This window comes from Rossellomorea sp. GAMAL-10_SWC, assembly GCF_049568075.1.
Taxonomy (GTDB): Bacteria; Bacillota; Bacilli; order Bacillales; family Bacillaceae_G; genus Gottfriedia.
In genome coordinates, this window is sequence record NZ_CP144911.1 from 204,935 (window position 1) to 231,695 (window position 26,761).

The 26,761-nt window shown below is 32.1% G+C and carries 25 protein-coding genes; 23 read left to right on the plus strand and 2 right to left on the minus strand.

Translation table 11 applies throughout. The features are described 5' to 3' along the window. Positions 1-545 precede the first annotated feature (545 nt). From V5E38_RS00970 to V5E38_RS01020, 11 genes are all read left to right on the plus strand, one after another. Positions 546-4,715: a S8 family serine peptidase gene (locus V5E38_RS00970; RefSeq protein WP_499211848.1), complete on the plus strand. Its 4,170-nt coding sequence runs from the start codon at positions 546-548 to the stop codon at positions 4,713-4,715. Between the two features lie 184 nt (positions 4,716-4,899). Then, entirely contained in the window at positions 4,900-5,970 is a 1,071-nt protein-coding gene (locus tag V5E38_RS00975; RefSeq protein ID WP_499211849.1) for a GerAB/ArcD/ProY family transporter, read from the plus strand. Continuing rightward, positions 5,967-7,433, plus strand: coding sequence for a spore germination protein (locus V5E38_RS00980; protein ID WP_499211850.1), 1,467 nt, complete (start codon positions 5,967-5,969; stop codon positions 7,431-7,433). The genes V5E38_RS00975 and V5E38_RS00980 overlap by 4 nt, the downstream gene beginning before the upstream one ends. Before the next feature lie 6 nt (positions 7,434-7,439). Next, on the plus strand, positions 7,440-8,555 hold the full coding sequence (locus tag V5E38_RS00985; protein ID WP_499211851.1) for a Ger(x)C family spore germination protein: 1,116 nt from the start codon (positions 7,440-7,442) through the stop codon (positions 8,553-8,555). Positions 8,556-8,679: 124 nt separating this feature from the next. Continuing rightward, on the plus strand, positions 8,680-9,399 hold the full coding sequence (locus tag V5E38_RS00990) for a hypothetical protein (RefSeq protein ID WP_499211852.1): 720 nt from the start codon (positions 8,680-8,682) through the stop codon (positions 9,397-9,399). Positions 9,400-9,435: 36 nt separating this feature from the next. Then, positions 9,436-10,011, plus strand: coding sequence for a bifunctional adenosylcobinamide kinase/adenosylcobinamide-phosphate guanylyltransferase (gene cobU, locus V5E38_RS00995; protein WP_499211853.1), 576 nt, complete (start codon positions 9,436-9,438; stop codon positions 10,009-10,011). Positions 10,012-10,021: 10 nt separating this feature from the next. Further along, positions 10,022-10,762: an adenosylcobinamide-GDP ribazoletransferase gene (cobS, locus tag V5E38_RS01000; protein WP_499211854.1), complete on the plus strand. Its 741-nt coding sequence runs from the start codon at positions 10,022-10,024 to the stop codon at positions 10,760-10,762. Next, the gene (locus V5E38_RS01005; RefSeq protein ID WP_499211855.1) at positions 10,759-11,358 is read left to right on the plus strand and encodes a histidine phosphatase family protein; all 600 of its coding nucleotides are present in this window, start codon (positions 10,759-10,761) and stop codon (positions 11,356-11,358) included. Before cobS ends, V5E38_RS01005 begins: the two co-directional genes overlap by 4 nt. A 14-nt stretch (positions 11,359-11,372) precedes the next feature. Further along, positions 11,373-11,870 (plus strand): ECF transporter S component, encoded by a 498-nt coding sequence (locus tag V5E38_RS01010; RefSeq protein WP_387332183.1) that lies wholly within the window; start codon positions 11,373-11,375, stop codon positions 11,868-11,870. After that, positions 11,851-12,621, plus strand: coding sequence for a hypothetical protein (locus V5E38_RS01015; protein ID WP_499211856.1), 771 nt, complete (start codon positions 11,851-11,853; stop codon positions 12,619-12,621). The genes V5E38_RS01010 and V5E38_RS01015 overlap by 20 nt, the downstream gene beginning before the upstream one ends. A 34-nt stretch (positions 12,622-12,655) precedes the next feature. After that, positions 12,656-13,744 (plus strand): DNA alkylation repair protein, encoded by a 1,089-nt coding sequence (locus V5E38_RS01020; RefSeq protein ID WP_499211857.1) that lies wholly within the window; start codon positions 12,656-12,658, stop codon positions 13,742-13,744. Between the two features lie 53 nt (positions 13,745-13,797). Here the strand turns inward: V5E38_RS01020 and V5E38_RS01025 are convergent, their stop codons facing one another. Beyond that, positions 13,798-14,670: a hypothetical protein gene (locus V5E38_RS01025; RefSeq protein WP_499211858.1), complete on the minus strand. Its 873-nt coding sequence runs from the start codon at positions 14,668-14,670 to the stop codon at positions 13,798-13,800. A 303-nt stretch (positions 14,671-14,973) separates the two neighbouring features. Between V5E38_RS01025 and V5E38_RS01030 the strand changes: the two genes are divergently transcribed. Further along, positions 14,974-16,107, plus strand: a complete 1,134-nt coding sequence (locus V5E38_RS01030; protein ID WP_499211859.1) for a zinc-dependent alcohol dehydrogenase — start codon at positions 14,974-14,976, stop codon at positions 16,105-16,107. 37 nt (positions 16,108-16,144) lie between these two features. On the opposite strand, the gene V5E38_RS01035 is transcribed toward V5E38_RS01030, so the two are convergent. Then, on the minus strand, positions 16,145-17,395 hold the full coding sequence (locus tag V5E38_RS01035; protein WP_499211860.1) for an MFS transporter: 1,251 nt from the start codon (positions 17,393-17,395) through the stop codon (positions 16,145-16,147). Between the two features lie 508 nt (positions 17,396-17,903). On the opposite strand from V5E38_RS01035, the gene V5E38_RS01040 reads away from it, so the two are divergent. From V5E38_RS01040 to V5E38_RS01090, 11 genes are all read left to right on the plus strand, one after another. Continuing rightward, the gene (locus tag V5E38_RS01040; RefSeq protein ID WP_387332191.1) at positions 17,904-18,278 is read left to right on the plus strand and encodes a hypothetical protein; all 375 of its coding nucleotides are present in this window, start codon (positions 17,904-17,906) and stop codon (positions 18,276-18,278) included. Positions 18,279-18,680: 402 nt separating this feature from the next. Then, positions 18,681-19,598 (plus strand): LysR family transcriptional regulator, encoded by a 918-nt coding sequence (locus V5E38_RS01045; RefSeq protein WP_499211861.1) that lies wholly within the window; start codon positions 18,681-18,683, stop codon positions 19,596-19,598. 239 nt (positions 19,599-19,837) lie between these two features. Continuing rightward, positions 19,838-20,383, plus strand: a complete 546-nt coding sequence (ssuE, locus tag V5E38_RS01050) for an NADPH-dependent FMN reductase family protein (RefSeq protein ID WP_499211862.1) — start codon at positions 19,838-19,840, stop codon at positions 20,381-20,383. Positions 20,384-20,411: 28 nt separating this feature from the next. Then, entirely contained in the window at positions 20,412-21,227 is an 816-nt protein-coding gene (locus V5E38_RS01055) for a type 2 periplasmic-binding domain-containing protein (RefSeq protein ID WP_499211863.1), read from the plus strand. A gap of 26 nt (positions 21,228-21,253) precedes the next feature. Next, positions 21,254-22,036: an amino acid ABC transporter permease gene (locus V5E38_RS01060; protein ID WP_097976606.1), complete on the plus strand. Its 783-nt coding sequence runs from the start codon at positions 21,254-21,256 to the stop codon at positions 22,034-22,036. Further along, on the plus strand, positions 22,033-22,743 hold the full coding sequence (locus tag V5E38_RS01065; protein ID WP_499211864.1) for an amino acid ABC transporter permease: 711 nt from the start codon (positions 22,033-22,035) through the stop codon (positions 22,741-22,743). The genes V5E38_RS01060 and V5E38_RS01065 overlap by 4 nt, the downstream gene beginning before the upstream one ends. Then, positions 22,740-23,492, plus strand: a complete 753-nt coding sequence (locus tag V5E38_RS01070; RefSeq protein ID WP_499211865.1) for an amino acid ABC transporter ATP-binding protein — start codon at positions 22,740-22,742, stop codon at positions 23,490-23,492. Before V5E38_RS01065 ends, V5E38_RS01070 begins: the two co-directional genes overlap by 4 nt. Before the next feature lie 18 nt (positions 23,493-23,510). Then, positions 23,511-24,521 (plus strand): LLM class flavin-dependent oxidoreductase, encoded by a 1,011-nt coding sequence (locus tag V5E38_RS01075; protein WP_499211866.1) that lies wholly within the window; start codon positions 23,511-23,513, stop codon positions 24,519-24,521. A 25-nt stretch (positions 24,522-24,546) separates the two neighbouring features. Next, positions 24,547-25,713: a zinc-binding metallopeptidase family protein gene (locus tag V5E38_RS01080; protein WP_499211867.1), complete on the plus strand. Its 1,167-nt coding sequence runs from the start codon at positions 24,547-24,549 to the stop codon at positions 25,711-25,713. A gap of 10 nt (positions 25,714-25,723) precedes the next feature. Continuing rightward, entirely contained in the window at positions 25,724-26,197 is a 474-nt protein-coding gene (locus V5E38_RS01085) for a DinB family protein (RefSeq protein WP_499211868.1), read from the plus strand. Between the two features lie 16 nt (positions 26,198-26,213). Continuing rightward, complete coding sequence (locus V5E38_RS01090) at positions 26,214-26,747, plus strand: GNAT family N-acetyltransferase (RefSeq protein ID WP_499211869.1); 534 nt, start codon at positions 26,214-26,216, stop codon at positions 26,745-26,747. The last annotated feature ends 14 nt before the right edge of the window (positions 26,748-26,761 follow it).

Here is a 26,761-nt window from a genome sequence, read left to right on the forward strand (position 1 = left end):
ATGCCCAAACTGTGAACTCAAATAGCATTCTCTCAGATTGTCCACAAACGTTCGTATTCTTTGTTACTAAAGGTAACTCATCCTTCTCCCGTTCGGTACTCTTTACAATAAAATGTGTTAATTTTTGACCATTAAAATGATGAATTAAAATATTCTAAAATAGTTTTATCAAGTTCAATTAGCTAGAAAAAGTGAACATCCCGAAATTTATCTAAAACGATTAAAGTTTAATTAAAAAAAGTAAGCGTTTTCAAAGAACTGACTATTTCTTTTAAAATGATAGAAAAATTGGGTTATTTCGATTGTTATTCACGGGAGAATATAGAAGAATCCTGTCGAATGTAGAGAGGGAGAATTTAAAACTTTGGTAAATTAGGGGAGGGATAACCCAATTGACCGAAAATTGGAAAAAAATGATAATAAATGTAGAAAGTAAATTTGATGTAAAGAGGTATATATGAAGATAAAAAGTAGCTTACTATTTTATAAATCATAGATCTTTATTTAATTTTACTTTAGATAAATAAAAGCCAGGAGGAAGAAGAATGGGGAAAAGAGTAAAGAAAAGTAAGTTTGTATCAGGCTTTACCGTATTAGCTCTATCATCTAGTGTTGTTGTTGCACCGATTGCACATGTAACTAATGTTTCAAAAGCAGCAGGGAAAACAAAGACAGAAACAATACTTGCAAATTTAACTTCCCAGCAAAGAGCTGCTTTAAAACAAATTTCAACGAATGAATCGACAGGGCTTCAAATCTCATCAGACATAGATCAAACGACTACAAAACAAACCTCAGTTATTGTAGAGTTTGCAAATAAACCTGCGAAGGTGGCCAAAATTGAGGCGCTAGTTGAAGGTAAATCATTAACTGAGACACAAGCAGGGAAATTAGTTGATCAAGATCATACTACTTTTACTGCAGAAGTGGGGCAAGTTCTTAAAGATGAAAATAATAAAAAGGTAGATTTTAAAATTAAACATTCGTATAAAAATGCCTTTAACGGCGTTTCAATGAGTCTACCAGCAAATCAAATTAAGAATCTATTAAAATCAAAAGCAGTTAAAACTGTTTGGAGTAACGAGAAGTTCTCTATTGACCCTCCAAAGGAATCAGATAAGAACAGCGAGTTAAAAGCAGACGAATCTAAAGTAGCAAACTATACGCCATATGACGGCTTGGATAAGCTTCATGCTGAAGGCTATACAGGAAAGGGCATTAAAGTTGGGATTCTTGATACAGGTATCGATTACAACCACCCAGATTTAAAAGACGCTTTCAAAGGTGGGTATGATTTTGTAGATAATGATAATGATCCAATGGAGACAACATATGCTGATTGGTTAAAAGCTGGTAAACCAGGTTCTGCAAATGGAGCTGATTATTATACTGAGCATGGTACTCACGTAGCAGGTATCATTGGTGGACGTGGTGCGTCAGATAGTGAATACAAACAGGTTGGTGCAGCACCAGAATCTGATATCTATTCATATCGTGTACTTGGACCTGGTGGGGTTGGAACAAGTGAAGCTATTATAGCTGGGCTTGATAAAGCAGTAAAAGATGGCATGGATGTGATTAATATGTCACTAGGTGCATCGATAAATGATCCACTTTATGCAACTTCTATCGCGGTTAACAATGCGGTATTAAGTGGCGTAACGACTGTCGTAGCTGCAGGAAATGATGGAGACAAAATGGACACATTAGGTTCACCAGGAGCGGCTGCATTAGCATTAACTGTTGGAGCTTCATCAGTTGCAATTGATCTTTATCAATTTAACGGAATGCAGGATGGAAACAAATACAACTTTAGACAATTAGCTCAAAACTACTCCGATAATTTAACGACATTAAAAGGTAAAACCTATCAACTTGTTGATGTAGGTTTAGCAAATCCATCTAATTTTACAGGAAAAGACTTAAAAGGCAAGATTGCTTACATTCAACGTGGAACGATTGCTTTGATTGATAAAATTAAAAATGCAAAAGCAGCTGGCGCTGTAGGTGTATTAATGGCTAATAATATTGATAACCAAAGTGAAGGAGCAATCCAAGCATTCTTAGGTGAGTCAGTAGATGCTATTCCTTCATTCTCAGTATCATATGAAGAGGGAATAAAAATCACAGCAGCGGTTAAAGCAGGTAGAAATGAAGTTTCTTTTGGTGAATATACTAAGCTACAAACAGCTTCCGATGAATTAGCGACGTTTAGTTCGAGAGGACCATCACGTGTAAACTATGATATCAAGCCAGAAGTAACTGCTCCAGGTGTTTCGATTCTTTCAAGTGTACCATTTTATGTAAATAATAAAACAGGCGATGGATCAAAGCCTGAAGATTATAAGTATGCTTATGAGCGTATGTCTGGAACATCGATGGCGACACCATATGTAGCAGGTGTATCTGCACTTTTACTTCAATCAAATAAAGACTTGCAACCAGAAGATATCAAATCAATCCTAATGAATACTGCTGATCCATTATCAAAAGCTTATAGTGTATTTGAAGTAGGTAGTGGACGTGTAGATGCATATGAAGCAATTCATTCAAATGTAGAATTAGAAGTGGTTGATAAAACACCAACGATCGTAAACGGCAAGGAAAAATTAATTAATGAGTTAACTGGTGGGATGAGCTTTGGTTCATATGGATTTGATAATAGTGATATTGCAGATTCTCGCAGTGTTACTTTAAAGAATCGTAGTGAAAAAGCAAAAACATTTAGTGTTGACGTGAAATATCAAACTGGTTTAAGAGGATCTAAGGATGCAGCTTCGAATAATGTGTCACTTTCGGGACCTACATCAGTGAAGTTAAATGGAATAAGTTCAAAATCAATTAAGTTTAATTTAAACATTCCAAAAACTGCTGAAAAAGGAACATATGAAGGCTATGTTACATTTACGAATACAGCGGATCCAACTGAGCAATATCAAATTCCGTTTGGTGTTCGCGTAGTTGAAGAGGGGATCAAATCATTTAATTTAATCAACCCACTTTATTCAAATAAAATTACGAATCCAACTTATGCGTACCCATTTATTGATGGAAGTGTTTCTCTGAAAACACATATGAAATCATTAGATGTTATCGTTCAAGATCCAACAACTGGTCAAGATTTAGGTATTATTGGATCATTTAATACCTCAGTAATAAAAGAAGATGTAGTGTACAATATTGGTCGACTTGTAGGAGGATATTACTTCCCATTCACTGGAGATGCGAAAAACCCGATTAGCAGTAAATATGAATTAATTAAACCAGGTCACTACAAATTAAGACTAGTTGGTGTGAGTGAAAGTGGAAAAACATTTGCTGAAGCTAGAGACTTTATGCTGGAATATGCTGTTCCTAATATGACTTCAAGCTTTGACAAGTTAGATCAAAAGGTTATCGAGTATAGTGATAGCCAACTGGACAAAAATGGACAAATGTTATATGACTTCAATATTAACGTAAATGATCCAGAAATTGACGAAGCGAAAAAATACGGTATTAAAGCTGATCAATCAGATAACACAATTGTTTATACTTATAATTCTTTCTTCCCATCATTACCTATTAACGTAGATAAAAATGGGGATTATACGGATCAAATTTTAGTTGATAGTAAATATTCAGTATTACCATTAACATTCTATGGAATGGATGCAGCGTTAAATCCAACTGCTCAAATTAGAATCTCTTTTGTAAAAAATACAACTCCGTATTACTACTTAAAAGCGAATAAGCAAAATATCGTACCTAGTGATACTGTAAACTACTCAGTTAAAGCAAATAATATTAGTAACTTAAAAACTACTAAATTAACTCTTCAATTGAATAATAATCAAGGAATCATTGACAATATTCTAGTAAATGATGAAGTTAAAAAATATGGCGATGCACAAGTTACAGTAAAAACATCTCCTACTACTTGGGATTATATTACGCAATATGACTTTACTTTTACTTACTCAGGTTCTGCTAAGTTACCAGAAGACACTCAATTATTTAATTTCGATATTAAAACATTAGATAAATCATATACAACAGGTTCAGCAATAAACTTCTCAGGTAACGGTACATCTACAATTGATACATCAAATGTAGAAACGAAAAATGTTTACACTTATATTGAAGGATACAATGTAAAACCATCAGTTTCAAAACTTTCCGGTACACTACAAGTAGAAGGTGCAAAAAATCCTTTAACAGGGGAAACGAATTATGCGATCGATCAAAGTAAATTAGGTACGAAAATTACATTAACATCTTATGATGGTAAAACTGTTTTACAAACACCAATCACATCAAAACAAGGTGATTATGCATTCGACGGTGTGAAATTAGACAGTAAACCTTATACATTATCAGTAGATGTACCAGGTCACTTTAAAATGAATCATATAATGGATAATTTATTTGATAATGTCCGCGGGGATTTAATCGGTAAGCAATTGCGCTACTTATTAGATGTTGCACCTGCTGGCGATGCAAATAAAGACGATGTAATCGACGTACTAGATGCATTAGCTGTACAAACTTACTGGGGAACAAACAAAGCATCTGCTGACTTCAACTTTGATAAAGTAGTTGATGCAAAAGATATGGATTATGTCGTTAAGAACTTTGGATTACAAAATTCAACTGTTCCAAATCCTCCTAAAGCTAAATATTCATATAAAGGTGCTACGTTAGATAGTATCTTAACAGATTTAGGCTTAAACTAAACAACTAATAAAAGCAGCCTTCTCCCGATTATTTTCTGGGAGAAGGCTTTTTATTTTTAAATTACTTTTTTAAAAAATTTCTTTCTCTAAATCCTACAATAAAAAACACAATGGTAAATTTATACATAAAGAAATTCACTTAGGGTTAACTTAAAGAAATAAAGGATTTATAGGGAGACTTTTTATGAATAAAAAGTTTATTTATTCAATTCATATCTATATTTTATTAATTATGTCTAGCGGGTTTATGTTACACGTGTTTATCGTGCCGAGCGTTTTGACATCTACTCATCGAGACTCTTGGGTTACGGTTATTGCTAGTATTCTCCCTTTCATGATCTGGGCAGCTATAGTTTTTAATTTGTATAAAAAGCTTAATAATGAAGATATTTTATCTTTAATGTTTAAAGTATTTTATAAGCCATTAGCTTACATATTATCAACTATTTTTGTAGCTTACTTTTTACTAGTAGCTTTTGTTACTTTTAAATTTACTCTTATTTGGGCCAATATAAACTATACACAAGATATACCAAATTTTGTTGTTGTATTATTAATTACTCTTATTTGCTTTTATGCAGCACTTAAAGGAATACGTTCAATTAGTACGATGGCATTCTTAATTTTACCACCAGTTGTTTTGTTCGGCTTTTTAGTCGGTGTCGGGAACGGTAAGAACAAAAATTTTGGCCTACTGTTTCCAATATTTGAAAATGGATATCATGATATTTTACATGGTTTCGTTTATACTTGTTCAGGATTCTTTGAAATTATTTTCATTTTATTTCTAAATTCTTTCTTAAAAGATCAAATAAAAGGTAAATGGCTAATTTTAGTAAGTTTTATATTACTAATGTTAATTTTGGGACCTCTTACAGGTGCGATTATGGAGTTTGGACCTGTTGAGGCAGAAAAAATGAGAAATCCTGTTTATGAACAATGGAAACTTCTAACGTTAGGAGTGAATATTACTAGATTGGATTTTTTATCAATTTTTCAGTGGTTATCAGGCGCATTTATTCGAATTAGTTTGAATCTGTATATTGCGAATTACATTATCGAATATAGTGGACGAAAAAAATGGAGTTTACCAATACTGTCACTTTTTTTATTTGTAGCAGTAATGATTCCATGGAATGCATCGTCATTTTATAACTTTTTACAATACTATTATTTTCCAATAAATTTAATCTTTTTAATATGCACTATGCTACTATTTTTAGTTATTACAAAATTTAAAGGTGATTCAGCATGAAAAAAGAATCGACAACTTTAGAAAACCTTAATCTATTAGAATTTATGGAGTCTTTTAATCACTCTTCGGATATTGACTTTAGAACGAAATCCTATAAAGAAGGCGAAGACTCACACTTTGTAATCATCATGTTTTGTCCAAACTTAATTGATGTACAATTTAGCAATCAAATTATTAATGACATATTTAACGTAGTCCATAAAGAAGAAATGTTTGATTTTGAGTTATTAAGAAATATAGTCGAAGCTAAAAGATTAAAAGATGGATCTACTATTAAAAAGGAAGTTGAAGAAAACTTATTTTCTGGAGATTTAGTAATATTTAGCTCTTATTTAAATGATGTTTTCTTTATTCCAGTAGCAAATCCTCCGCAACGAAATCCAGAAGAATCAAATTTAGAAAATTCAATACGCGGTCCAAGAGACGGATTTGTAGAAAGTATTTCAATTAATATGGCATTAATTCGTCAAAGACTGAAGACTTCAACATTAAAAAGTGTTGAATATACAATCGGTGAACGAAGTCGAACGAAAGTTTTATTAGTATATATAGAAGACATTATTAATCCTGAAATTCTATCAAAGGTAAAAAAACGTCTAAGTTCAATAAAAAAAGATGTGATTGTAAGTAGTTATGAAATTGAGGAAATGCTGTATGACCAACCATTCTCGATTTTTCCACTTTTAGATAATATAGGAAGACCCGACTTCGTTGTACAATCATTAAATCAGGGAAGGTTTGCGGTGATTGTTGAAGGGAATCCAACCTGTTTAATTGGCCCTACAAACTTAAACCAACTAGTGTATTCGCCTGAGGATATACATGCGAGCTTTTATTATGTAAACATAGTTAGGTATCTTAGAATTATGGCCATTGTAACAACCATTTTCCTACCAGGATTCTATATTGCATTAATTACATTTCATTTAGATCAATTGCCATATCCATTTCTTGCCACAATTGGCATGTCTAGGAATGGACTTCCTTTTTCGGCACCAATAGAAGCTGTTTTAATGCTAGTATTTTTTGAGTTATTTAAAGAAGCTGGTATACGTTTACCAAAAGCAGTTGGGCAAACTGTAGCTGTTCTAGGCGGGTTATTTATCGGAGATGCAGCGATACGTGCAGGATTAACTTCTCCTTCCATGCTTGTTGTGGTAGCTTTAACTGTCATCTCAGGCTATACATTAATTAATCAAAATATTTCTGGAAACATTGTGATTTTACGCTTTTTTGTTCTGTTTTTTTCATCTATTTTAGGATTAATTGGTTTCTTTACCAGTTTTTTTCTAATAGCTACGATGATTGTTTCTTTAGAAAGCTTTGGTCATCCATATATTTCGAATCTGTCTGTTCCAAGTAAATCTGACTTTTTAAATATACATATAAAATTACCACAAAAGTTTAAGAAGACAAGAAATCAATCACTCCATCCAGTTGATGAAGACCGTCAAAAGGAGTGAGAAAAAATGAAAAAATTACTAGTCCTTATCATAATGATATTTCAACTATTCATTTTAACAGGTTGCTGGGGAGAACGAACCATTATTGATCAAACATTAGTGACAAGTTTTGGGATTGACTATAAAGATGGTCAATATATTGTAACCATTCAAGCTCTCAATTTTTCGAATATCGCTAAGCAAGAAAGCGGGGCATTACAAGTTCCCGCTCCTCCTTTAATCGGTCAAGAAACAGGTAAGAGTATACAGGCAGCATTTACTAAATTGGAAGCAAAATCACCAATACCTTTATATTTCGGTCATGTTAACAGTGTCATTTTAAGTAAGTCGGTTATTGAAAAAAAAATGAAGGATGTTAATTCCTTTATTAGCGGAAGACCTTTATTAAGATACACACTTTGGATTTATGGAACTGATCGGAAAATTGAAGATATACTACTGAGTCAAAGCTTTTTCAATTTGCCTTTTCTTTATACTGTGGTGAATAATCCTGCTGAAAAAAGTAGAATGAGTTTAATTTCTTTAAGTATGCAATTCCATCAATATATTTCGAAATTCAATCAACCCGTTGGGGCATTAATCATTCCTTCGTTAGATATTGAAGATAGGAGTTTTAAAGAAAAAAAGGAAGACAAAATCGCATATATAAACGGTGCCTACATTATTTCACAGCAAAAATATAAAGGTCAAGTAACTTTAAAGGAAATAAAATCACTAGATTATCTTGATCAAAAAAACTATAGTCTACCACTTGTTTTAGAAAGAGATAAATTAAATATAGAAATAAGAAGTTCAAATGGTTCAGTTAAAGTCGTAAAAGGTGGTAAGAAGCCAAAGTATATTATTAATATAAAAACAAATGTAGCCATTGTACAGAACGAAAATAATTTAAGTAATAAAAAAGTTTCCTCTAAAATCAGAAATAAAATGAAAAAAGAAATATTAAAAACAATTAAAAAAGGAGAAGAACTTCATGCAGATCTTCTCAATATTTCAGAAAAGCCTTATCGGTTTAATCGAAAAGAATGGGATTTAAAAACGTTGAATGCTCTTAATGTTAACTCAATAAAAGATGTAAAAGTGACAGTGCACATTATAGGTAGTAAAGCTTATAAAAGATAAAAGGTATGAAAAGGAAGATCACATTAAGAAGGTTAATTTTTATATAAAAGACCTTCTTTTTTTTTGCTCATTTTTGTTGAAAATGAATTATGATAGAAATGAACTGAAAAAAAGGAGAAAGGCTATGACTGAAGGAGTAAAGGATCATTGGTTTCCAGGACGTTGGTTAGGTGGGATCTCATTAATTTTAGGCCCAATTTTTATGCTGATGGGAGTTATTTTAAGAAGTAAGTTTCATTTCTTCTTTCCAGATCAGTTAGAAGCATATAAGGCTCACCCAACTTTACTATTTTTATCTTATAGCTTCTTTATTGCTGGGAACGTTTTATTGTGGCCAGCAGTTATTTCACTTTGTAAATTAATCAGTATAAAGAAGCCAAATTGGGCAATATGGGGAGGGAGTTTTGCGATATTTGGTCTTTTTGCTCGTACTTTTCATGCTGGGGTTGATCATCTAGCTTTTCAACTTGTACGAATTCAAGGTGTTGATTCCGCAACAAAAGTAATGGAGCAATCTTACGGAGCGTTTCATATATTCCATAGCCTATCCCCATTAATTATGTTTGGTTGGATTATTTTAGCCATTGGTTCATATCGAGCTAGAGTACTGGGGTTAATTCGATCTATAATGTTAGGCCTTATGAGTTCGCTGCCACTTGGTGTCTTAAAAGGTACAACCCCATTTTCAATTGTGGCTACAACGGCTCTTTGTATAGCACTTTTACCAATGGGTATAAGCGTATTAAAAGAAGGACCAAGACCTAGTTTGAAGAAAATACTTGGCTCAGTTTTATTAATGATTGTATTGTTAGTAGGTTTATTTGTAATCGGAGAGTTAGGTTAAAAAAATTAAAATAATCCCTAATTTTTTGGAGAAGAGGTGAAAAACTTGATTCTTGTAATTGGTGGAGCGCGTAGTGGAAAAAGTTCTTACGCAGAAAAAAGAATAAGAGAATTACAAACAAATTCAACTGATGTAGTCTATATTGCTACTGCAATACCATTTGACGGAGATATGAATGAGAGAATTAAGAGACATCAAGAAGATCGTCCGATTGATTGGCATACTGTTGAGCGGTATAAACAATTTAATCAATTAAAAATGAATGAGGAATTTATACAATCCAAATTTGTCATATTAGATTGCATGACGGTTATGATTACAAATTTAATGTTTGATCATTATACTGATATTGATTTTGAGACGATGAATAATGAACAAATAAATAAACTAGAAGTAGATATAGAAAATGAAGTGAACGAGTTGATAGACGTTTGTGATCAACACGGTAAAACATTCATAATTGTATCGAATGAGGTAGGTTATGGACTTGTTCCATCTTATCGATTAGGAAGGATTTATAGAGATATAGCTGGGCGTATAAATCAAAAAATAGCTTCAAGAGCAGAAGAAGTTATACTCGTTACAGCTGGTATACCATTAAGAATAAAGTAGGAGTACCAATATGAATCGATTTAAAATGATCCTTAGTTTTTTTTCAACCATCCCGGTTAAAAATTACGATTTTATTGAAGCCGAACTAGGAAAAGGAATTAGATTGGTTCCATTAGTAGGTGTGTTAATTGGTTTAATACTAGTTAGTTTAAATACTGGAATCTCGTTAGTTTTGGACAAAGAAGCCAATGCATTTCTTATTCTATTAGTCTATTTATTCTTAACAGGTGGATTACATTTTGATGGAGTAGCTGACACCTCAGATGGAATTTTTAGTTATCGTTCAAAAGAAAGAATATTAGAAATTATGAAAGATAGTCGCATTGGCGCATTTGGGGTCATTTCCTTAATTGTTTTATTTTTAGGAGATTGGTTATTTTTATCAAAGAGTACAACATTTGTTATGTTTTTATTTCCGATTATTGGAAGATGCATTGCCTTATTTACATGCAGAATTAGTACTTATGCTAGAAATGAAGGATTTGGAAGTCAATTTATAATCGAAGCCAAAAAATCTAATTCATTATTTGTTCTAATTACATATGTGTTACTCATTTGTGTAAGTAGTGTATTACTCAATGAAATAGCCATTATTTTTGCGGTATGTATCACGTTTATTTTTATTACTTTTTTAACGAAAAGAATCAATCAAAAACTTGATGGAATTACAGGGGATGTAATTGGATTTACAATTGAAGTTTCCCAATTATGCTTTTTAATTTTTGCTGTTATAGGTGAGAGATTAGTATGAGAATATTTTTAATTAGACACACAGAAAGCATTGGAAATAGACAAAAGGTTTATGCAGGAATGACTGATTTTGATTTAACAGAAAAAGGCTTAAGTCAAATAGGTGGTGTGATCACCCAGTTTACGAAAATGATTGAGCCTACTTCACACTTTACTTTGTATTCTAGTCCACTTCGTAGATGCACATTATTAAGTGATGCGATTGAAGGTTTAATAGGAGAATCGAAAATCGTTGATCATCGGTTACAAGAGACAAATTTTGGGCTATTTGAAGGGAAAACATATACTGATCTTTTAAATGAAGTGCCTGAAGTTGTAGAAAAGTGGAATGAGGATTTGATTCATTTTCAAATTCCGAATGGGGAAAGCTTAAAGCAGTGTGCAGAAAGAGTTAATACATTTTGTCATGATATTAGATTAAAAAATGAAGATGTAATAGTCGTATCACATGGTGGGATTATGAAGGTACTACTCTTAAATTTACTTCATTTAGATTTAAGTCATTTCTGGAAATTTTATACGAGTAATGGATGTATTATTGAAATTGAGTATAATAACGGTTTTGGATTTTTGAAAAATATCATTCAACTAAATTAATAGGATGGAGAAACATGAACACAAAAAGAATTGTTTTACTTTCATTATTTATCGCATTAAGTGCAGTACTGTCTAATATAAAAATAGTTTATTCTATCGCATTCGATTCATTGCCGGCCTTTCTGGCTGCTATGTTGATTTCACCGATTGCAGGCGGGATTGTAGGGGCACTAGGTCATCTTCTTACAGCAATTACTTCAGGTTTTCCATTTACAGTACCAGTGCATCTATTTATCGCAATACAAATGCTTGTGATTGTTTGGATGTTTGGCGTATTATTTAAAAAAATGAATCAATACATCGCAATGATCGTGGCAATTATCTTAAATGGTCCAGTTGCAACTTTGTTAAGTGGTCTATTAATTGCTTATTTGAATCACTCGTTTACAGTAAAGACTATTAGTAGTTTTTTTATCTTAATGGTTGTGCCTTTGACTTTAGCTTCAGCAGCAAATATTGTTTTAGCATTTATACTTCAAAAGGTGATGAAACGTGCAAATTTCAAAATATAGAGATTTAACTTTAATGCATATAGATGGGAGTCGTTATTTTACTATTGCTTGTGATAGTTGCGGTGGAATAGGGATGAGTGAGCTTGATCTCATTAAAGTTGATGAAGACATTGTAGGTTATTTAACAGCGAAATTATGTTTAGTCGAAACATTAGCATTTCGTGCTAAGCCCACTGTTTTAATTAATACTTTATGTGTAGAAATGAACGGAAGAGGTAAGCGAATAATAAACGGGATTGAAAAAGCGATTAAAGAATATAATGAAGCTAATTTTTATGAAGACAACTTAGAAATAAATATTACAGGAAGTACAGAAGAAAATATTCCAACAAAACAAACAGGTTTAGGAATTACTTTAATGGGAGAAATTTATAATCCGTTTAATAGAAAAGAAGTCATTTCAGGGGATCGTGTAATATTAATTGGTTATCCAAAAGTAGGAAATGAAGTATTAGAGGATTTAAATGAAAATAAAAACGAAATCATTAACTTTAATTCATTAAAGCAATTATCAAATTGCGAAGAAGTCTCAGATCTATTACCGGTCGGTTCAAAAGGCGTTCAATATGAATTGAATCAGTTGATTGAAACACATACTATCGATATAAAATTAGTTAATCAATCTAGTATCCCATTACATAAATCGGCAGGTCCCGCGACATGTGCTCTAGCAATTATTAAAAAGGATGCGATTGAGGGATTAAAAAGGCAAATCTTACAACCAATCACATTACTAGGTGAGATCATTTAATGAATCGATTGAAATAAAAATATGGAGAATTAATATGGCAGAAGCTTTAAAAGATTTATATAACCACGATTTAATTTCAAAAATTGCAAACGAAATTAATAACGTTTATACAGATTTTAATCGAGAAACATTTATGGATAAGGTTTTCAATGAGAGCTGGGAAGCAAAAACATTAAAGGAAAGAATGAGACATATTACGATTTGTTTGGGAGAGACACTTCCAAACAAATATGAAAAATCAATAGAGATTTTAAGTAGTATATTAGAGAAATTTCCAAAAGGCCAATTAAGTAGTATTTTTTTTCCTGATTTTATTGAAGTGTACGGCTTAGATCATTGGGAAAAATCAATAGAAGCCCTAGAATTATTCACAAAGCACTCAACATCAGAATTTGCTGTTAGACCGTTCATTGTTCAAGACCAAGAACGAATGATGACACAAATGCTGAAATGGTCTACTCATCCAGATGAACATGTAAGAAGACTTGCAAGTGAAGGATGCCGTCCAAAATTACCTTGGGGGACGGTTCTAAAAAATCTAAAAAAAGACCCAACTCCAATTCTTCCTATTCTAGAAAACTTAAAGGAAGACGAGTCATTATATGTTCGCAAAAGTGTAGCGAATAATTTAAACGATATTTCGAAAGATCACCCAACTCTAGTATTAAAAATTGCGAAAGAATGGTACGGTAAAAATCCACATACGAATTGGATTATAAAGCATGCATGTAGAACATTATTAAAAAAAGGGAATATAGAAGCTTTAACGATTTTTGGATTTCAAACGACAAAAGCAATCCATTTAGACAAATTCCAATTACAATCAGACAAAATCGAAATTGGTGGAGACTTAAACTTTTCATTTACAATTCATAGTAACGAACCGACTACTACAAAACTTAGAATCGAATTCGCAATTGATTTTGTAAAGTCAAAAGGTAATCGTACAAGAAAAATCTTTAAAATATCCGAAAACACAATTGAAAATGACAAAACATTATCATACAACAAAACACACTCATTCAAAAACTTATCAACAAGAAAACACTACCCAGGCCAACATAGCATCACAATTCTAATCAATGGAGTTGAAAGTGGAACTTTTGACTTTATGGTAAACTAAAAAAGAGATTCCAATCTATGGAATCTCTCTATGTTTTTTAATCTTTTCTTCACTTATCCCTGCCTCTTGTGCATCATCACATCTTCAGTTAATGGAGTAAAGCCTAGTTTTTCTTGTAACACACTTTTAGGAATTAGTGATTTAGTGATTGTAACTGCTGTAACTTTTCGATTGATGTTTTCATTATGGATGATCGACATTATATCATAAAAATAAGGTATAGCTGCGTCAGTATAAGCAACAGCTAATATTTCTGAATACCCAGTATCTGGTCGTATTGTCATACCAAAATAGGCAATGACTTGATTTTCTTTCTTACATTCAACTGCATAGTCAAATTCAATTGAGCTATAATACTCATTCATCATGGCAACTTGTTCGTTCGTAAGAATTTGTTGCTTCATTTTTAAATCTTTCCAAACATTAAATTGAAATTGATCCTTTATCTCATACGAAAATCCAGGAATACTTTGAATTGTTTTTATAAGAAGTGGATAATACGCACCAACTATTTGTGTACGATTGGTAATGTTGAAGCCTTTTGATAAGAAATAGTCTATTTGTTTTGACCACTGTCCTCTAAATCGCTGTGCAAATAGTTTTCCACCGTATTCCTCGCTAACAGCAAATTGATAAACTCTTTCAAACAATTCATCCCGGACTGTATCCTCATATTCAGGTAATACCCATGGATAACCTAATGAAACAAACTCTCCTTTACCAGAAAAACTCATATATCCTACAAGCTGATCTCCGTTAAAAGCAAAGCATCTAGATTTTTCATTAAATTCAGATTGTTGTTCAAATAATTTTGGAGATAAAGTTGCTTTCCAAGCATATGGTAGAGATTCGGTCATCTTATTCCAAAAATCAAACTGCAAATCAAGATCTGTTGGACTCTCATAAAAACGATAATCTATAGTCATATTAATATCCTTTCCTAAATCGTACTAATTTTAATAGTATCAAATTCATTTGGATTTGAATCTTCAAATAGCTAATTTTACTAAAAAAAATCAGTAACATTTAATAGGGTCAATTAAATAAATATCACATTAATTAAAGTATGATTTTATAGGCATTCTGTTGCCTATAAAAAGAGCATTGACCAAGAGTTTAATTAGAGTTTGAAAAGGGGCTCTTTTTTATTTCACTTTTTTATTACTAATTACATATTTATATTCCTTAAGGTAACGCTATGAAAATGACCTGAATTTAGGAGGAGAACTATGCGAGCGGTTACTTATCAAGGGTATTATAATGTAAAAACAATTAAAGTAGATGACCCAAAAATACAGGATAAAGATGATGTCATTATTAAAATTACTTCAACAGCAATTTGTGGATCTGACCTACATCTTTATCAAGGCAATTTTCCAATAAAAGAAGGCTATATTATTGGACATGAGCCAATGGGAATAGTCGAAGAAATTGGCCCGGGTGTTACTAATCTAAAAAAAGGGGACCGAGTTGTTATTCCATTTACTGTAGCATGTGGAACTTGTCCATATTGTAATCATGGAATGCAAAGCCAGTGTGATAATTCAAATCCACATTATGATTCGGGTGGATATTTAGGTTATACGGCAAAGTTTGGAGATTATCCAGGTGGACAAGCAGAGTATTTAAGGGTACCGTTTGGCAACTATACTCCGTTTAAAATACCAGAAAGTTGTGAGTTAGACGATGATCATTTACTTTTTATGTCAGATGTATTACCAACTGCATTTTGGAGTGTTGAAAATGCAGGGGTCAAAGAACGAGATACAGTCGTTGTATTAGGATGCGGTCCAATTGGACTAATGGCTCAGGAGTTTGCTTGGAAAAAAGGTGCAAAAAGAGTTATTGCTGTAGACTATATCGATTACCGATTAGAGCATTCAAAAAAGATGAATAAAACTGAAGCCTATGATTTTTCGAAAGATCCAGATATGGGTGAAACCTTAAAAGAGATAACAAAAGGTGGAGCGGATGTTGTAATTGATTGTGTTGGTATGGATGGGAAGAAATCACCGTTGGAATTTATTGAACAGAAAATGAAATTACAAGGTGGAACACTAGGACCAATTCAAATTGCCACAAAGGCTGTTAAAAAATGTGGAACTGTTCAAATCACAGGAGTCTACGGTGGGAACTATAATGCGTTTCCTTTAGGTGCATTTTTCAGTAGAAATATAAATATAAAAATGGGGCAAGCTCCGGCAAGACATTATATGCCATACTTATATGAACAAATTACAAGTGGAAATATTGATCCGACGAAAATTATTACTCATAAATTATCTTTAGATGAAGCAGATCATGCTTATCATATTTTTAATAATAAAGAAGATAATTGTATTAAAGTGGTTTTACAGCCATAAATAAAAGGAGTTCAAATTTGAACTCCTTTAGATTTATCTAGAGAGATATTTTATTTTGCTTATAATCTAATTGTTTTGAATGTGCCATTTTATAGGCCATCACGCCAAAGAATACTCCCGCCAATCCTCTGAATATCGTTGAAATAATCATGGCAATATTCATACTGAATGATTCAAGTAAAAAAACACCAAATTGTGGAGCGATGAAGGCAACGATTGAAAGTAAGAAATTATAATTGGCAATATAGGAAGTGCGATGTTCTTCTTCTGTAGCTTCTAGTAAGCTATTAAAAAGTATTAAAACTGTACCAGATACAAAAAATCCTGATGTAAAGTTTACGATAAATAGGTATACATAATTTGTTGATAAAATATTTAAAATAGGTGCAGATGCCATTCCGATTGAAATCCAAATTAATAATTGAGTATTACTATAACGATTCGCCATCTTTGCCCACCAACGAAAGCTAACAATTTGTGAAAGTTGATTGCTTACAGTAAATAAACTAATCCAGAAAGCAGTTGCATGAGCAAATCTTATTTGATAGATTGAAAATAAAGACCATGCCATTTGCCATGCGAAGTTAAAAAATAGAGCACAAACTAAAAATGAGATATAGGGTTTATACTGAAAAAGATGTTTTGAAAAAGGAGAATAATGATTTGAAATTTCAATTTTTTGCTTCTCCTCTTTATGTTTCAATATATAAAAGAACTCAATCATTCCGAATATAAACGCGAATAAAAAAAGTAATTGATATGGAAGGGCACTTTTTGGGCTAATGGATTTCATACATATTCCTGCTACAAGCGTTACAATCATACCTGTAAAGGTTAGTATTCTATTTCGATTGCCAAAAAATGTGTTTCGACGATCTGCTGGAATTAAATCACCAATAAATGCTTGCCAGCTTAAATTCAGAAATGTACCTGGAAAATTCATTAATGCAATTAAAATAACAAAAAGCCATGCGATATGCTCTGATTTAACAAATGGAAGAAAAACCATTATTAATAGAAAAAAACGTGTAAAGAAAATGGAGTAGGCAGTGAATTTTCTTTTTTCTTCTAGCTTATTAACCATAAAAGCAGCTGGGAGCATCGCGGCCATTCCGACGATTGAAGGTAAGGAAGAAATTAAACCAACTTGATAATTGGTAGCACCTAAAATTGTAATAGCAAACAATATAAAATAGTTATTTGATAAACTGATTGCGATTGTAGATGCAGCTCCATTTTTAATGCTCTGGGATTCATTGTGTAGCACATCTTGTTTACTGTAAATCAACTTACGTTCCTTCTTCCTTTTTATTAATTTCCTAATTTTAAACAAAATTCAAAATAGAATATTTGATTTTAAATTTTTAAATAATTCATTAGAACAATAGCATATTTATTCATTGAATTCTATGTTTTAGAACTAAGTTTTATTGTAAAATAATGGCTTTAATTTGAACGAAAATTTCCAAAAATTAGCTATTAATTTCAGAGTTTTAAAATTGCATTTTATAATAATTTTTAATAAACTAGAATAATCTGTCTGATGTACTAAGATTAATATTTAAAACATATTAAATATTGGAAAGAACATTTTTTAATAGTTAAGCCATACTAATATTAGAATTGACGTAAAAATAATCCCAATTATTTCATCGTCAATTTTTTATTTCACTATGATGATCAGTACGCAAGCGTAGTAGGCAATTGCACTACGTCTGACTTCGCCTAAAAGGCTGGTCAATCGAAGTTTTCTTTATTTTACATAATTAAGAATATACGGCAAGGAGTAGAGACATATGTTTTCACCAGTTTACAAAGTAAATGATGATGGAGAAATTTACTTAAGTACAAAAGGTTTTTCAGTAACCTACGACCAATTTAAAGAGGATGAACAAGGAAACGCATATGTAATCGTAAAAAGCGATGAAGAACCTCTAATCAGAGTAAAACTACTTCTACATAATATTGGTAATGCAAAAACACCAGAATTAGAAGTGAAAAACAAATCTGGATTAGGTCAGGTGGAAATAAGATTACTTCGTGTAAAAATTAAAAAATTCAAAAATGGATGGGGTGCAAAAATTCCTTTATCCAATGGAGAAGTGACGATTAAAGGTGATATACCTAAACACGTCAAAATCCAAGTAGTTCGAAAAGTTAAATTATCGTAAATTTTTATTTAATAATAACTAATTAGAGTTCCACTATTTTTTGTCCTTTTTATGCTTATCTATTAATAATTTTAAAAACTAATTTATCGACTTATATTAATAAAACAGGGAGTCTGCTCCTACTAAATAGCCCTAGTTCTATATAAGAACTTGGGTTTTCTTTTAATCATCTTGAATAGTTATATATAATTTTGTACAACAAAGTTTCTATTTAAGAAAACTGAATCATCAACTAAAATTGTTCAGAATGTAGTATATAAAAAAGGATTTTTTGAAGCTTCAAAGAATATGTAATGATTAAAATATAAAAATAACATATTCTAATAGACTTTATTAATGATAATATTTTAAAAAATGAGTAGTAAGATAGAATCCTCCGAATTGAATAAAGATGAATATTAAATGAATATAACTAAACTGTTTTTTAAGGATGTGAAAGAAATTAATATTGAAAATATAGAAGCGTTTATCCATGTAATTCACTATGGTAGCTTTAACAAAGCTGCAGAATCACTTTTTCTATCACAACCAACTGTTACAGCTAGAATTCAATCGTTAGAAAGAGAATTAAATTGTCAGCTTTTTCACCGTTCCGGTAAACAAGTTAATATTACAGAAGAGGGTAAACGCTTCTTACCGTATGCTCAACAATTAGTTCATATATACGAAAAAGGGAAGATGCACATTAATCAAAAAAAATCACACAATAATGAATTGAAAATTGGCTGTACTGTTTCGGTTTCAAATTATGTTATTTCAGAAATTTTGCCAAAACTTTCGGTAAGTAGTGAAGATTTACATTATAAAGTTATTACAGGTAAGAGTGATGAATTAATGGATAAAGTGTTAAATAATGAAATTGATATAGGTTTTGTTCGGAAAACTAGTCACCCTAGCTTTCAATCAATTAAATTATTTGAAGATCCAATTACACTTTATGTTTATAAAGATCATCCATTTATTTCAAAAAAATCAATCACAATTCAAGATATCGCTCAGGAAAATCTTATTTTCTTTGAATGCGGTTCATTAGATTGGCTGAGAATTCATCGATTATTTGAAAATCTAGAGGCTCCTCCAAATATTAGGATTCATACTGATAGTTCGGAGATGGCAAAAAAACTTATAATAGAACAATTTGGAATTGCTTTCTTGCCTAGTATCAGTGTCAAAAAAGAAGTTAAAGAAGGAATACTATTTCCAATACATATTGAAGAAACAAAGGGAATTTTTCTTCAAACAAATATTTTCTGCAATCGTGGAGAGTATACAGATTTAATGAATGAAATAGTTGATTTAAGCAAAGAGTTGGTGAAATAGCCAACTCTTTTTTTTTATAAGGAAATAACAATTGGGGGCATCTACATTTGACAATCAACTAGATCGTACTGAAAGGATCAATAAAATTAATGAGCTAATTCAAATATTTAATTAAACGATAGAAAACTTCTATTGGAAATTACGTTGACTAAATATTCTGTCAGTGATAAAGTTTATAACAATTAATTCCTAGTTAACCAATAAGAAATATTGGTTTTATGAGATGAGGAGGGAAATCATTGAAGGAAATCGTCATTATTTCAGCTAGTTCGTCACCAAACTCAAGATTGAATGGCATACTCCAATTTGTAAAAGAAAAATGGACCAAAGAAGGTGTTAAAGTATGCCAAGTAAATATTGGGGATTTACAAGCGGAAGCTTTAATTAAGAGCGATTTTAATAATGAAGAAATTAAAGAAGCCCTTAATAAAATTGAGAATTCGATCGGGATTGTTATTGCTGGACCTGTCTATAAGGCCTCATATTCAGGTTTATTAAAAATATTTTTAGACTTAATTCCCCAGAATGGTTTGAAAAATAAAGTTGTGCTTCCTATCTTCATCGGTGGTACAATTGCCCATTTACTTAGTTTAGATTATGCATTAAAACCAGTCCTCTCTGTTCTTGGGGGAAATCATTTTGTTTCTAGTGTTTATGCAATTGATGATTGGGTAATAAGAGATTATCAAAATCATTTTTTATTATCTAATGAATTAACAGAAAGACTAAATAAAGCAACTGAAGAATTATCAGAAGAATTAATTTGGCTAGCAGTAAGACCCTAAAAAAATTATCAGAAATGAGGAATTGAGAATGAAAAAGTTTGTGATTACACTTGTATCCTTGGCAGTCGTTGTTTTAATCATTACATTTGCTTTAAAAAATAAAGATAAAGAGGCAGCAACAGCTACTGGTTCAAAAGTTCAAAGAATTGTTGTAGGTACTGGTACACAATTTCCAAATGTGTGCTTTATCGATAAAAATGGAAATCTAACTGGTTTTGATGTTGAACTTGTAAAAGAAGTTGATAAAAGATTACCAGAATACAAGTTTGATTTAAAAACATATGAATTTTCAAGCTTATTGTTAAGTCTAGAAACTAAGAAAATAGATTTTGTTGCACACGAAATTGAAAAAAATCCAGAGAGGGAAGAGAAGTATTTATTTAACAAAGAAGCTTATGCGCATTGGAAAAATAAAATCGTTGTTGCAAAAGGTAATAATTCAATTCAATCAATTGATGACTTAAAAGGCAAAAAGGTATTAACAACAGCTACAAGTGCAGAAGCACAAATTCTTGAAAATTATAATAAAGAGCATAATAACGCAATTAAAATTGTTTATCAAAATGGTGGAGCAAATGACACTGTACAACAAATTACGTCAGGGCGTGTAGATGCTACAGTCTCTGCAGATTTTACCTTATCTTTGATTGATCCAAAAGGCGAATTGAAAGCAGTAGGGCCAGCTTTAACCGAGGCTGATGTAATATTTGCCTTTAGAAAAAATGATACAAAAGATCAAAAATTAGCAGATGCAATTGACGAAGCACTATTAAAAATAAAAGCTGACGGAACACTTGCTAACTTAAGCAAAAAGTGGTTAGGTGCTGATTTTACAGAAAATTAAAGCTAAAACCAAAAGGGTGAGAATGAATGGGTGCTGATTTTAAAGCTGGATTGATCTTTGAATATTTTATTAAATTACTACCTTTTATAAAGATTTCGTTAATCATTGTAGGGAGTTCTATTTTAGTAGGGTTGGGTGTTGGTCTACTTGTAGCCTTACCTAGAATGTATAAGGTACCAATTTTTCAAAGAATCTCGCAAATATATGTTTCATTTTTTAGGGGAACTCCTATTTTAATTCAATTATTTTTAATTTATTATGGCGTACCTGAGCTATTAAAACTAGTAGAAGTAGATGTTAGTAGAATTGATGTTTTATATTTTGTCATTTTAACATACGGATTACACAGTGCAGCTTTTATTTCAGAAGGTATTCGTGCATCAGTTAGTGCTGTAGATAGAGGGCAAATTGAAGCGGCCTATTCTGTTGGAATGGACGGATATCAGGCTTTTAAGAGAATCATAGCACCACAAGCATTCGCAATATGGATCCCTATTTTAGGAAACTTATTAATAGGAACACTAAAAGATACATCATTAGCATTTACTCTTGGGGTAATGGAGTTAACAGGGCAATCACAAACATTAGGTTTACTAAATCGTCATTTTATTGAATCCTATCTTGCCCTTGCTCTCGTTTATTTTATTTTAAGTGTCTTTCTTGAAAAAGGATTTATCTTATTAGAAAACCGATTTGGAAAATATGAAAGAACAAGTGTTGAAAAGAAAGAAAAAACTTTTAAAATCCGTAACTTATTTGGAAAAATGAATCGTGATGTTGTTGTTGTGAAAGAAGGTACGAGATTATGAAACTAGATTTCTCATTTATTTGGGAGGCATTTATACAAATACTACCTGCAATTCCAACTACACTTTTCATAACTTTTTTGTCAGTCCTTATTGGATTTGTAATAGGAACTTTTACGGCTATTGTTCGTATTTATAAGGTTCCAATATTGAGTCAGGCAGCATCTAGTTACGTTACGATTATTCGAGGAACGCCGATGATTACACACTTGTTAATTATTTATTATTCAATTTCAATGCTATTAGATTCACTTGCTAAACATTATCATTTATCTTTTAATTCATCATCAATTCCTATGACGGCTTTTGCAATTATTTCCTTTTCTATTACAGCAGGTGCGTATTTATCTGAAGTGGTTAGAGCTGGAATTACAAATATCGATCGAGGACAAATTGAAGCAGCTTATTCAGTTGGTATGACAACAACACAAGCACTAAGAAGAATTGTATTTCCACAAGCCTTCGCTGTAAGTTTACCAAATTTATCAAATACATTTATTGGAATGCTGCATGGATCAACTTTGGCATTTATTGTTTCTGTTGTAGATATAAACGCAAAGGCACAAATTGTTGCTTCTACAAATTGGAAGTTTTTTGAGGCATATATTGCAGCCGCACTAATTTTCTGGGGAATTACATTAGTTATTGAAAGAATGACAAGTTTATTAGAGAAGAGATTTAGCGTCTTTAGTCGAGGGGGAGTGAAATGATTACTTTAACGAATGTAACAAAGTCCTTTGGAAAAAATCATGTGTTAAAAGGTATAGATTTAACAGTTAATAAAGGAGAAGTCGTCGCAATTCTAGGTCCTAGTGGATCAGGAAAAACAACTTTACTTCGTTGTATAAATTATTTAGAGAAACCAAATAAAGGAAAAATTACAATAGACGATTTTAAAGTAGATTTTAGTCAAGCTTCAAAAACTGAAATTCTTTCATTGCGCCAGAAAACTGCTATGGTATTCCAACAATTTAATTTATTTAAAAATAAAACAGTAGTTGAAAATGTAATGGAAGGATTAATAGTAGCTAAAAAATGGTCTAAGGAAGCAGCATACAAAAAAAGCGCTGAATTACTTGAGAAAGTAGGCTTAGGAAACAAGTTAGATTCTTACCCTCTACAGTTATCCGGTGGTCAGCAACAAAGAGTAGGAATTGCTCGGGCCCTTGCTTTAAATCCAGAGGTCATTTTATTCGACGAACCAACCTCTGCTTTAGACCCTGAATTAGTAGGTGAAGTACTAGCGATTATACGAAAAATAGCAAAAGAAGGAATTACAATGATTATCGTCACACATGAAATGGCATTTGCTAGGGAAGTTGCTAATCATGTTGTGTTTATGGACGGCGGCATAATTGTTGAAGAAGGGAATCCCAAGGCTATCTTTCAATCACCTAAAGAAGAAAGAACAATTCAGTTTTTAAAACGATTTTCAGAGGAAGACATGTACTATATTTAAAAAAATGGAGGAAAGAATATGGGACTTAAATATGGATTCTTAGATCAAAGTATTATTTTTCCTGGTCAAACTGCAAATGAAGTACTTATAAACACTATAAATCTAGCAAAAGAAGCTGAAAGATTAGGATTTAACCGATTTTGGGTATCAGAGCATCACAATTCACAAGGAATTGCTGGATCATCTCCAGAAGTGCTTGTTTCACATATTCTTGCTAAAACTGAACGAATTGCTGTTGGTTCAGGTGGGGTAATGCTACAGCATTATAGCCCGTATAAAGTAGCAGAAAACTTTAATGTATTAGCTAATTTGTCACCAAATAGAGTAGAGCTTGGCATAGGAAGAGCACCGGGCGGATTTCCAAAATCTAGCCAAGAGCTCCAAAAAAACTTGAAAGAACCTCAATCTCTTGAAGAGAAAATTGATGAATTAGAAAATTTTTTATATCAGGATGCTTCAGAAGTAAGTTCGTTTGATTCTTTACAAGCTTCTCCATTACCACAGATTAGAGTTCCGCTATTTTTATTAGGAACAAGTGTATCAAGTGCAAAATTTGCAGCTAAAAAGGGCTATCCATATGCATTTGCATTATTCATAAATAATGACCCAGTGGCAGCAAGGGAAGCGATCGAGGCTTATAATAATTCCTTTAATCAACAAAGTGGTCGAAAACCAAAGTTTATTTTAGCCTTGTCTACGATTGTGACTGAAACGGAAGAGGAAGCACTAAAATTATCAGATCAATTACAAACTGTGCGAGTTACATTAGGGAATGGCCAAATTATAAATGTCGGCACGCTTGAGCAAGCAGAGATTTACGCTAAACAAGCTGGCCAAACCTATACTACAGAAGTTCGAGAGGCAGACGTTCTTAAGGGAACAAAAGAAACTTTTCAAAAAAGAGTTTTTGAATATCAAAAAGAATACGGTATTGATGAATTTATTTTCACATCATTAATTCCAGATTTTGAACGAAGAGTTCGTTCTCTGCAATTAATTAAAGAGGCTTTTACAGAAATAACAGTCTGACTTAACAGTTTAGGAGTTGAAAACCATGCAATTTGAGATATCTGATGCGCTACTTGAAAAGCTAATTCAAATAAGAAGGAGTTTACATGCAATACCAGAGTTAGCGTTTGAAGAATATGAAACAACAGCCACACTTGTTCAACTTTTAACAGAGTATAACATACGGATCCTTTCTTTACCGTTAAAAACTGGTCTTGTTGCAGAAATCGGTGATGACCGAAAAGGTCCTACAATCGCAATTAGGGCGGACATTGATGCACTTCCGATCCAGGAGGAAACAGGATTACCTTTTTCATCAAAAAATCCAAATAAGATGCACGCTTGTGGACATGATTTTCATACAGTTGCAATCTTGGGTACAGCTATTTTATTGAAGGAAATTGAAAGTGAACTGCCGGGAAAAGTACAGATTCTATTTCAACCTGCTGAAGAAATTGGAAAAGGTGCATTAGAAATTATTAAAACAAATGTATTAAAGGATACAAAGGTGATTATTGGTATGCATAATAAACCTGATTTAACAGTTGGAACGATTGGGATAAAATCAGGTCCTTTAATGGCAGCTGCCGACGGATTTACTGTTGAAATAAATGGGAAATCTAGCCATGCAGCGGTACCGGAAGCAGGGCTAGATTCAATCCTTACTGCATCACATATTATTACGTCCCTTCAATCGATTGTGAGCCGTAATATTAGTCCACTTGAAAATGCAGTTGTAAGTGTAACAAAATTCCATAGTGGGAAAGCATCAAATGTGATCGCAGACAAAGCGGTTTTTAGTGGGACAGTTCGTACCTTTAAGATGGAAGTCAGACAGACCATTCAAAATCGGTTAAATGAAATTAGTAAGTCTGTTGGTGATGCTTTTAGAACGGATGTTCATACGATTTGGAAACCTGGTCCACCCCCTGTTGTTAATGATGAAAAATTAGCACGAATTGCAAGAGATGTAGCAACTGAACAAAGCTTACATGTAATTGAGCCGTCTGTATCTGCAGCAAGTGAAGATTTTTCCTATTATTTAGAAGAGATTCCAGGTTTATTCGTATTTTTTGGAACTTCAGGAAAATATGAGTGGCATCATCCTAAATTTAATCTTGATGAGAAAGCAATCCCGCTAAGTATTAAATTTTTCACAGATTTTTCGATCACGATACTGAATGAACTTTCAAAAAGTGTAGTCAAAATATAGGAGGAAATAGATGAGTACTTTATCAATTGAATTAAGTGAATTTAATCAACTTTATGATTTATTATCGGAAAAAACTTTCAATCTTCCAAAAGAGAAACTGCATTGGAAGAAAAATGAAAGATCGTGGAGTATTGTAGAAGTGTTAACTCATTTATTAGATCATGCACTTGTAGTGAACTTTCGACTAAGGGAAGTTTTAGCTGGATCAAGTGTTCAATTACCTGCTTTTGATCAAGATAAATGGATTGCAGGGCAATATGCAAATGATGGAAATATTGCAGACGTACTGGAAACATATCGTGTTATTTTATATTACAATAGTCAATTGCTTAAAAGACTAACAAGTGATGATTGGAAGAAGAGCGGAATAAACCCTCAAAATGCAATCGTTACAGTTGAAGACATAATTAAATCTTTTATCTCACATGTTCATCTTCATTTAAAACAAATACAACGTATTTTGTATGAATACAGCTTAGTTTAATTAGAGGAGGTAGGCTATGTCTTCAAATCGTTTAATTATTAGAGAGTCCCAACCAAATGAAATAGATAAAATAAAAAAAGTGTTAATCGATGCGTATGAACAATATGCTGCTATTCTTTCAAAAGAACAATGGGAAAACTATAAAAATAGTATTATTGATGCAACTGATAACAGCCACACTAAGACAAAGCTTGTTGCGATTGTCGATAATGTTCTATTAGGTGCATGTTTTATCTATGACTCTGCTGAAAAAGCATATGGGAAGCCTAAGTTAGAGATTAATTATCCTATAATTCGCTTAATAGGTGTTTCCCCTAAAGCAAGAGGATTAGGGATTGCGACAGAATTAATAAAAGCAAGCTGCAATCTTTCATTAGAGTGGGGAACGGACAGAATTGTTCTTCATACATCAGATATGATGAAATCTGCTATTAGTTTATATGAAAAAATTGGGTTTCAACGAGCTAAACAATATGAGTTTATGAATGGAGATTTACTTGTAAAAAGCTATGAACTAAATATTAAAGATACTGCAATTTTATTAAATTAATGGAGGGGAAAAAA

Coding starts and splice junctions, on each gene's coding strand:
- V5E38_RS00970 (WP_499211848.1), top strand. CDS start 546: ATGGGGAAAAGAGTAAAGAAAAGTAAGTTTGTATCAGGCTTTACCGTA.
- V5E38_RS00975 (WP_499211849.1), top strand. CDS start 4,900: ATGAATAAAAAGTTTATTTATTCAATTCATATCTATATTTTATTAATT.
- V5E38_RS00980 (WP_499211850.1), top strand. CDS start 5,967: ATGAAAAAAGAATCGACAACTTTAGAAAACCTTAATCTATTAGAATTT.
- V5E38_RS00985 (WP_499211851.1), top strand. CDS start 7,440: ATGAAAAAATTACTAGTCCTTATCATAATGATATTTCAACTATTCATT.
- V5E38_RS00990 (WP_499211852.1), top strand. CDS start 8,680: ATGACTGAAGGAGTAAAGGATCATTGGTTTCCAGGACGTTGGTTAGGT.
- cobS (WP_499211854.1), top strand. CDS start 10,022: ATGAATCGATTTAAAATGATCCTTAGTTTTTTTTCAACCATCCCGGTT.
- V5E38_RS01005 (WP_499211855.1), top strand. CDS start 10,759: ATGAGAATATTTTTAATTAGACACACAGAAAGCATTGGAAATAGACAA.
- V5E38_RS01010 (WP_387332183.1), top strand. CDS start 11,373: ATGAACACAAAAAGAATTGTTTTACTTTCATTATTTATCGCATTAAGT.
- V5E38_RS01020 (WP_499211857.1), top strand. CDS start 12,656: ATGGCAGAAGCTTTAAAAGATTTATATAACCACGATTTAATTTCAAAA.
- V5E38_RS01025 (WP_499211858.1), bottom strand. CDS start 14,670: ATGACTATAGATTATCGTTTTTATGAGAGTCCAACAGATCTTGATTTG.
- V5E38_RS01030 (WP_499211859.1), top strand. CDS start 14,974: ATGCGAGCGGTTACTTATCAAGGGTATTATAATGTAAAAACAATTAAA.
- V5E38_RS01040 (WP_387332191.1), top strand. CDS start 17,904: ATGTTTTCACCAGTTTACAAAGTAAATGATGATGGAGAAATTTACTTA.
- V5E38_RS01045 (WP_499211861.1), top strand. CDS start 18,681: ATGAATATAACTAAACTGTTTTTTAAGGATGTGAAAGAAATTAATATT.
- V5E38_RS01055 (WP_499211863.1), top strand. CDS start 20,412: ATGAAAAAGTTTGTGATTACACTTGTATCCTTGGCAGTCGTTGTTTTA.
- V5E38_RS01060 (WP_097976606.1), top strand. CDS start 21,254: ATGGGTGCTGATTTTAAAGCTGGATTGATCTTTGAATATTTTATTAAA.
- V5E38_RS01065 (WP_499211864.1), top strand. CDS start 22,033: ATGAAACTAGATTTCTCATTTATTTGGGAGGCATTTATACAAATACTA.
- V5E38_RS01070 (WP_499211865.1), top strand. CDS start 22,740: ATGATTACTTTAACGAATGTAACAAAGTCCTTTGGAAAAAATCATGTG.
- V5E38_RS01075 (WP_499211866.1), top strand. CDS start 23,511: ATGGGACTTAAATATGGATTCTTAGATCAAAGTATTATTTTTCCTGGT.
- V5E38_RS01080 (WP_499211867.1), top strand. CDS start 24,547: ATGCAATTTGAGATATCTGATGCGCTACTTGAAAAGCTAATTCAAATA.
- V5E38_RS01085 (WP_499211868.1), top strand. CDS start 25,724: ATGAGTACTTTATCAATTGAATTAAGTGAATTTAATCAACTTTATGAT.
- V5E38_RS01090 (WP_499211869.1), top strand. CDS start 26,214: ATGTCTTCAAATCGTTTAATTATTAGAGAGTCCCAACCAAATGAAATA.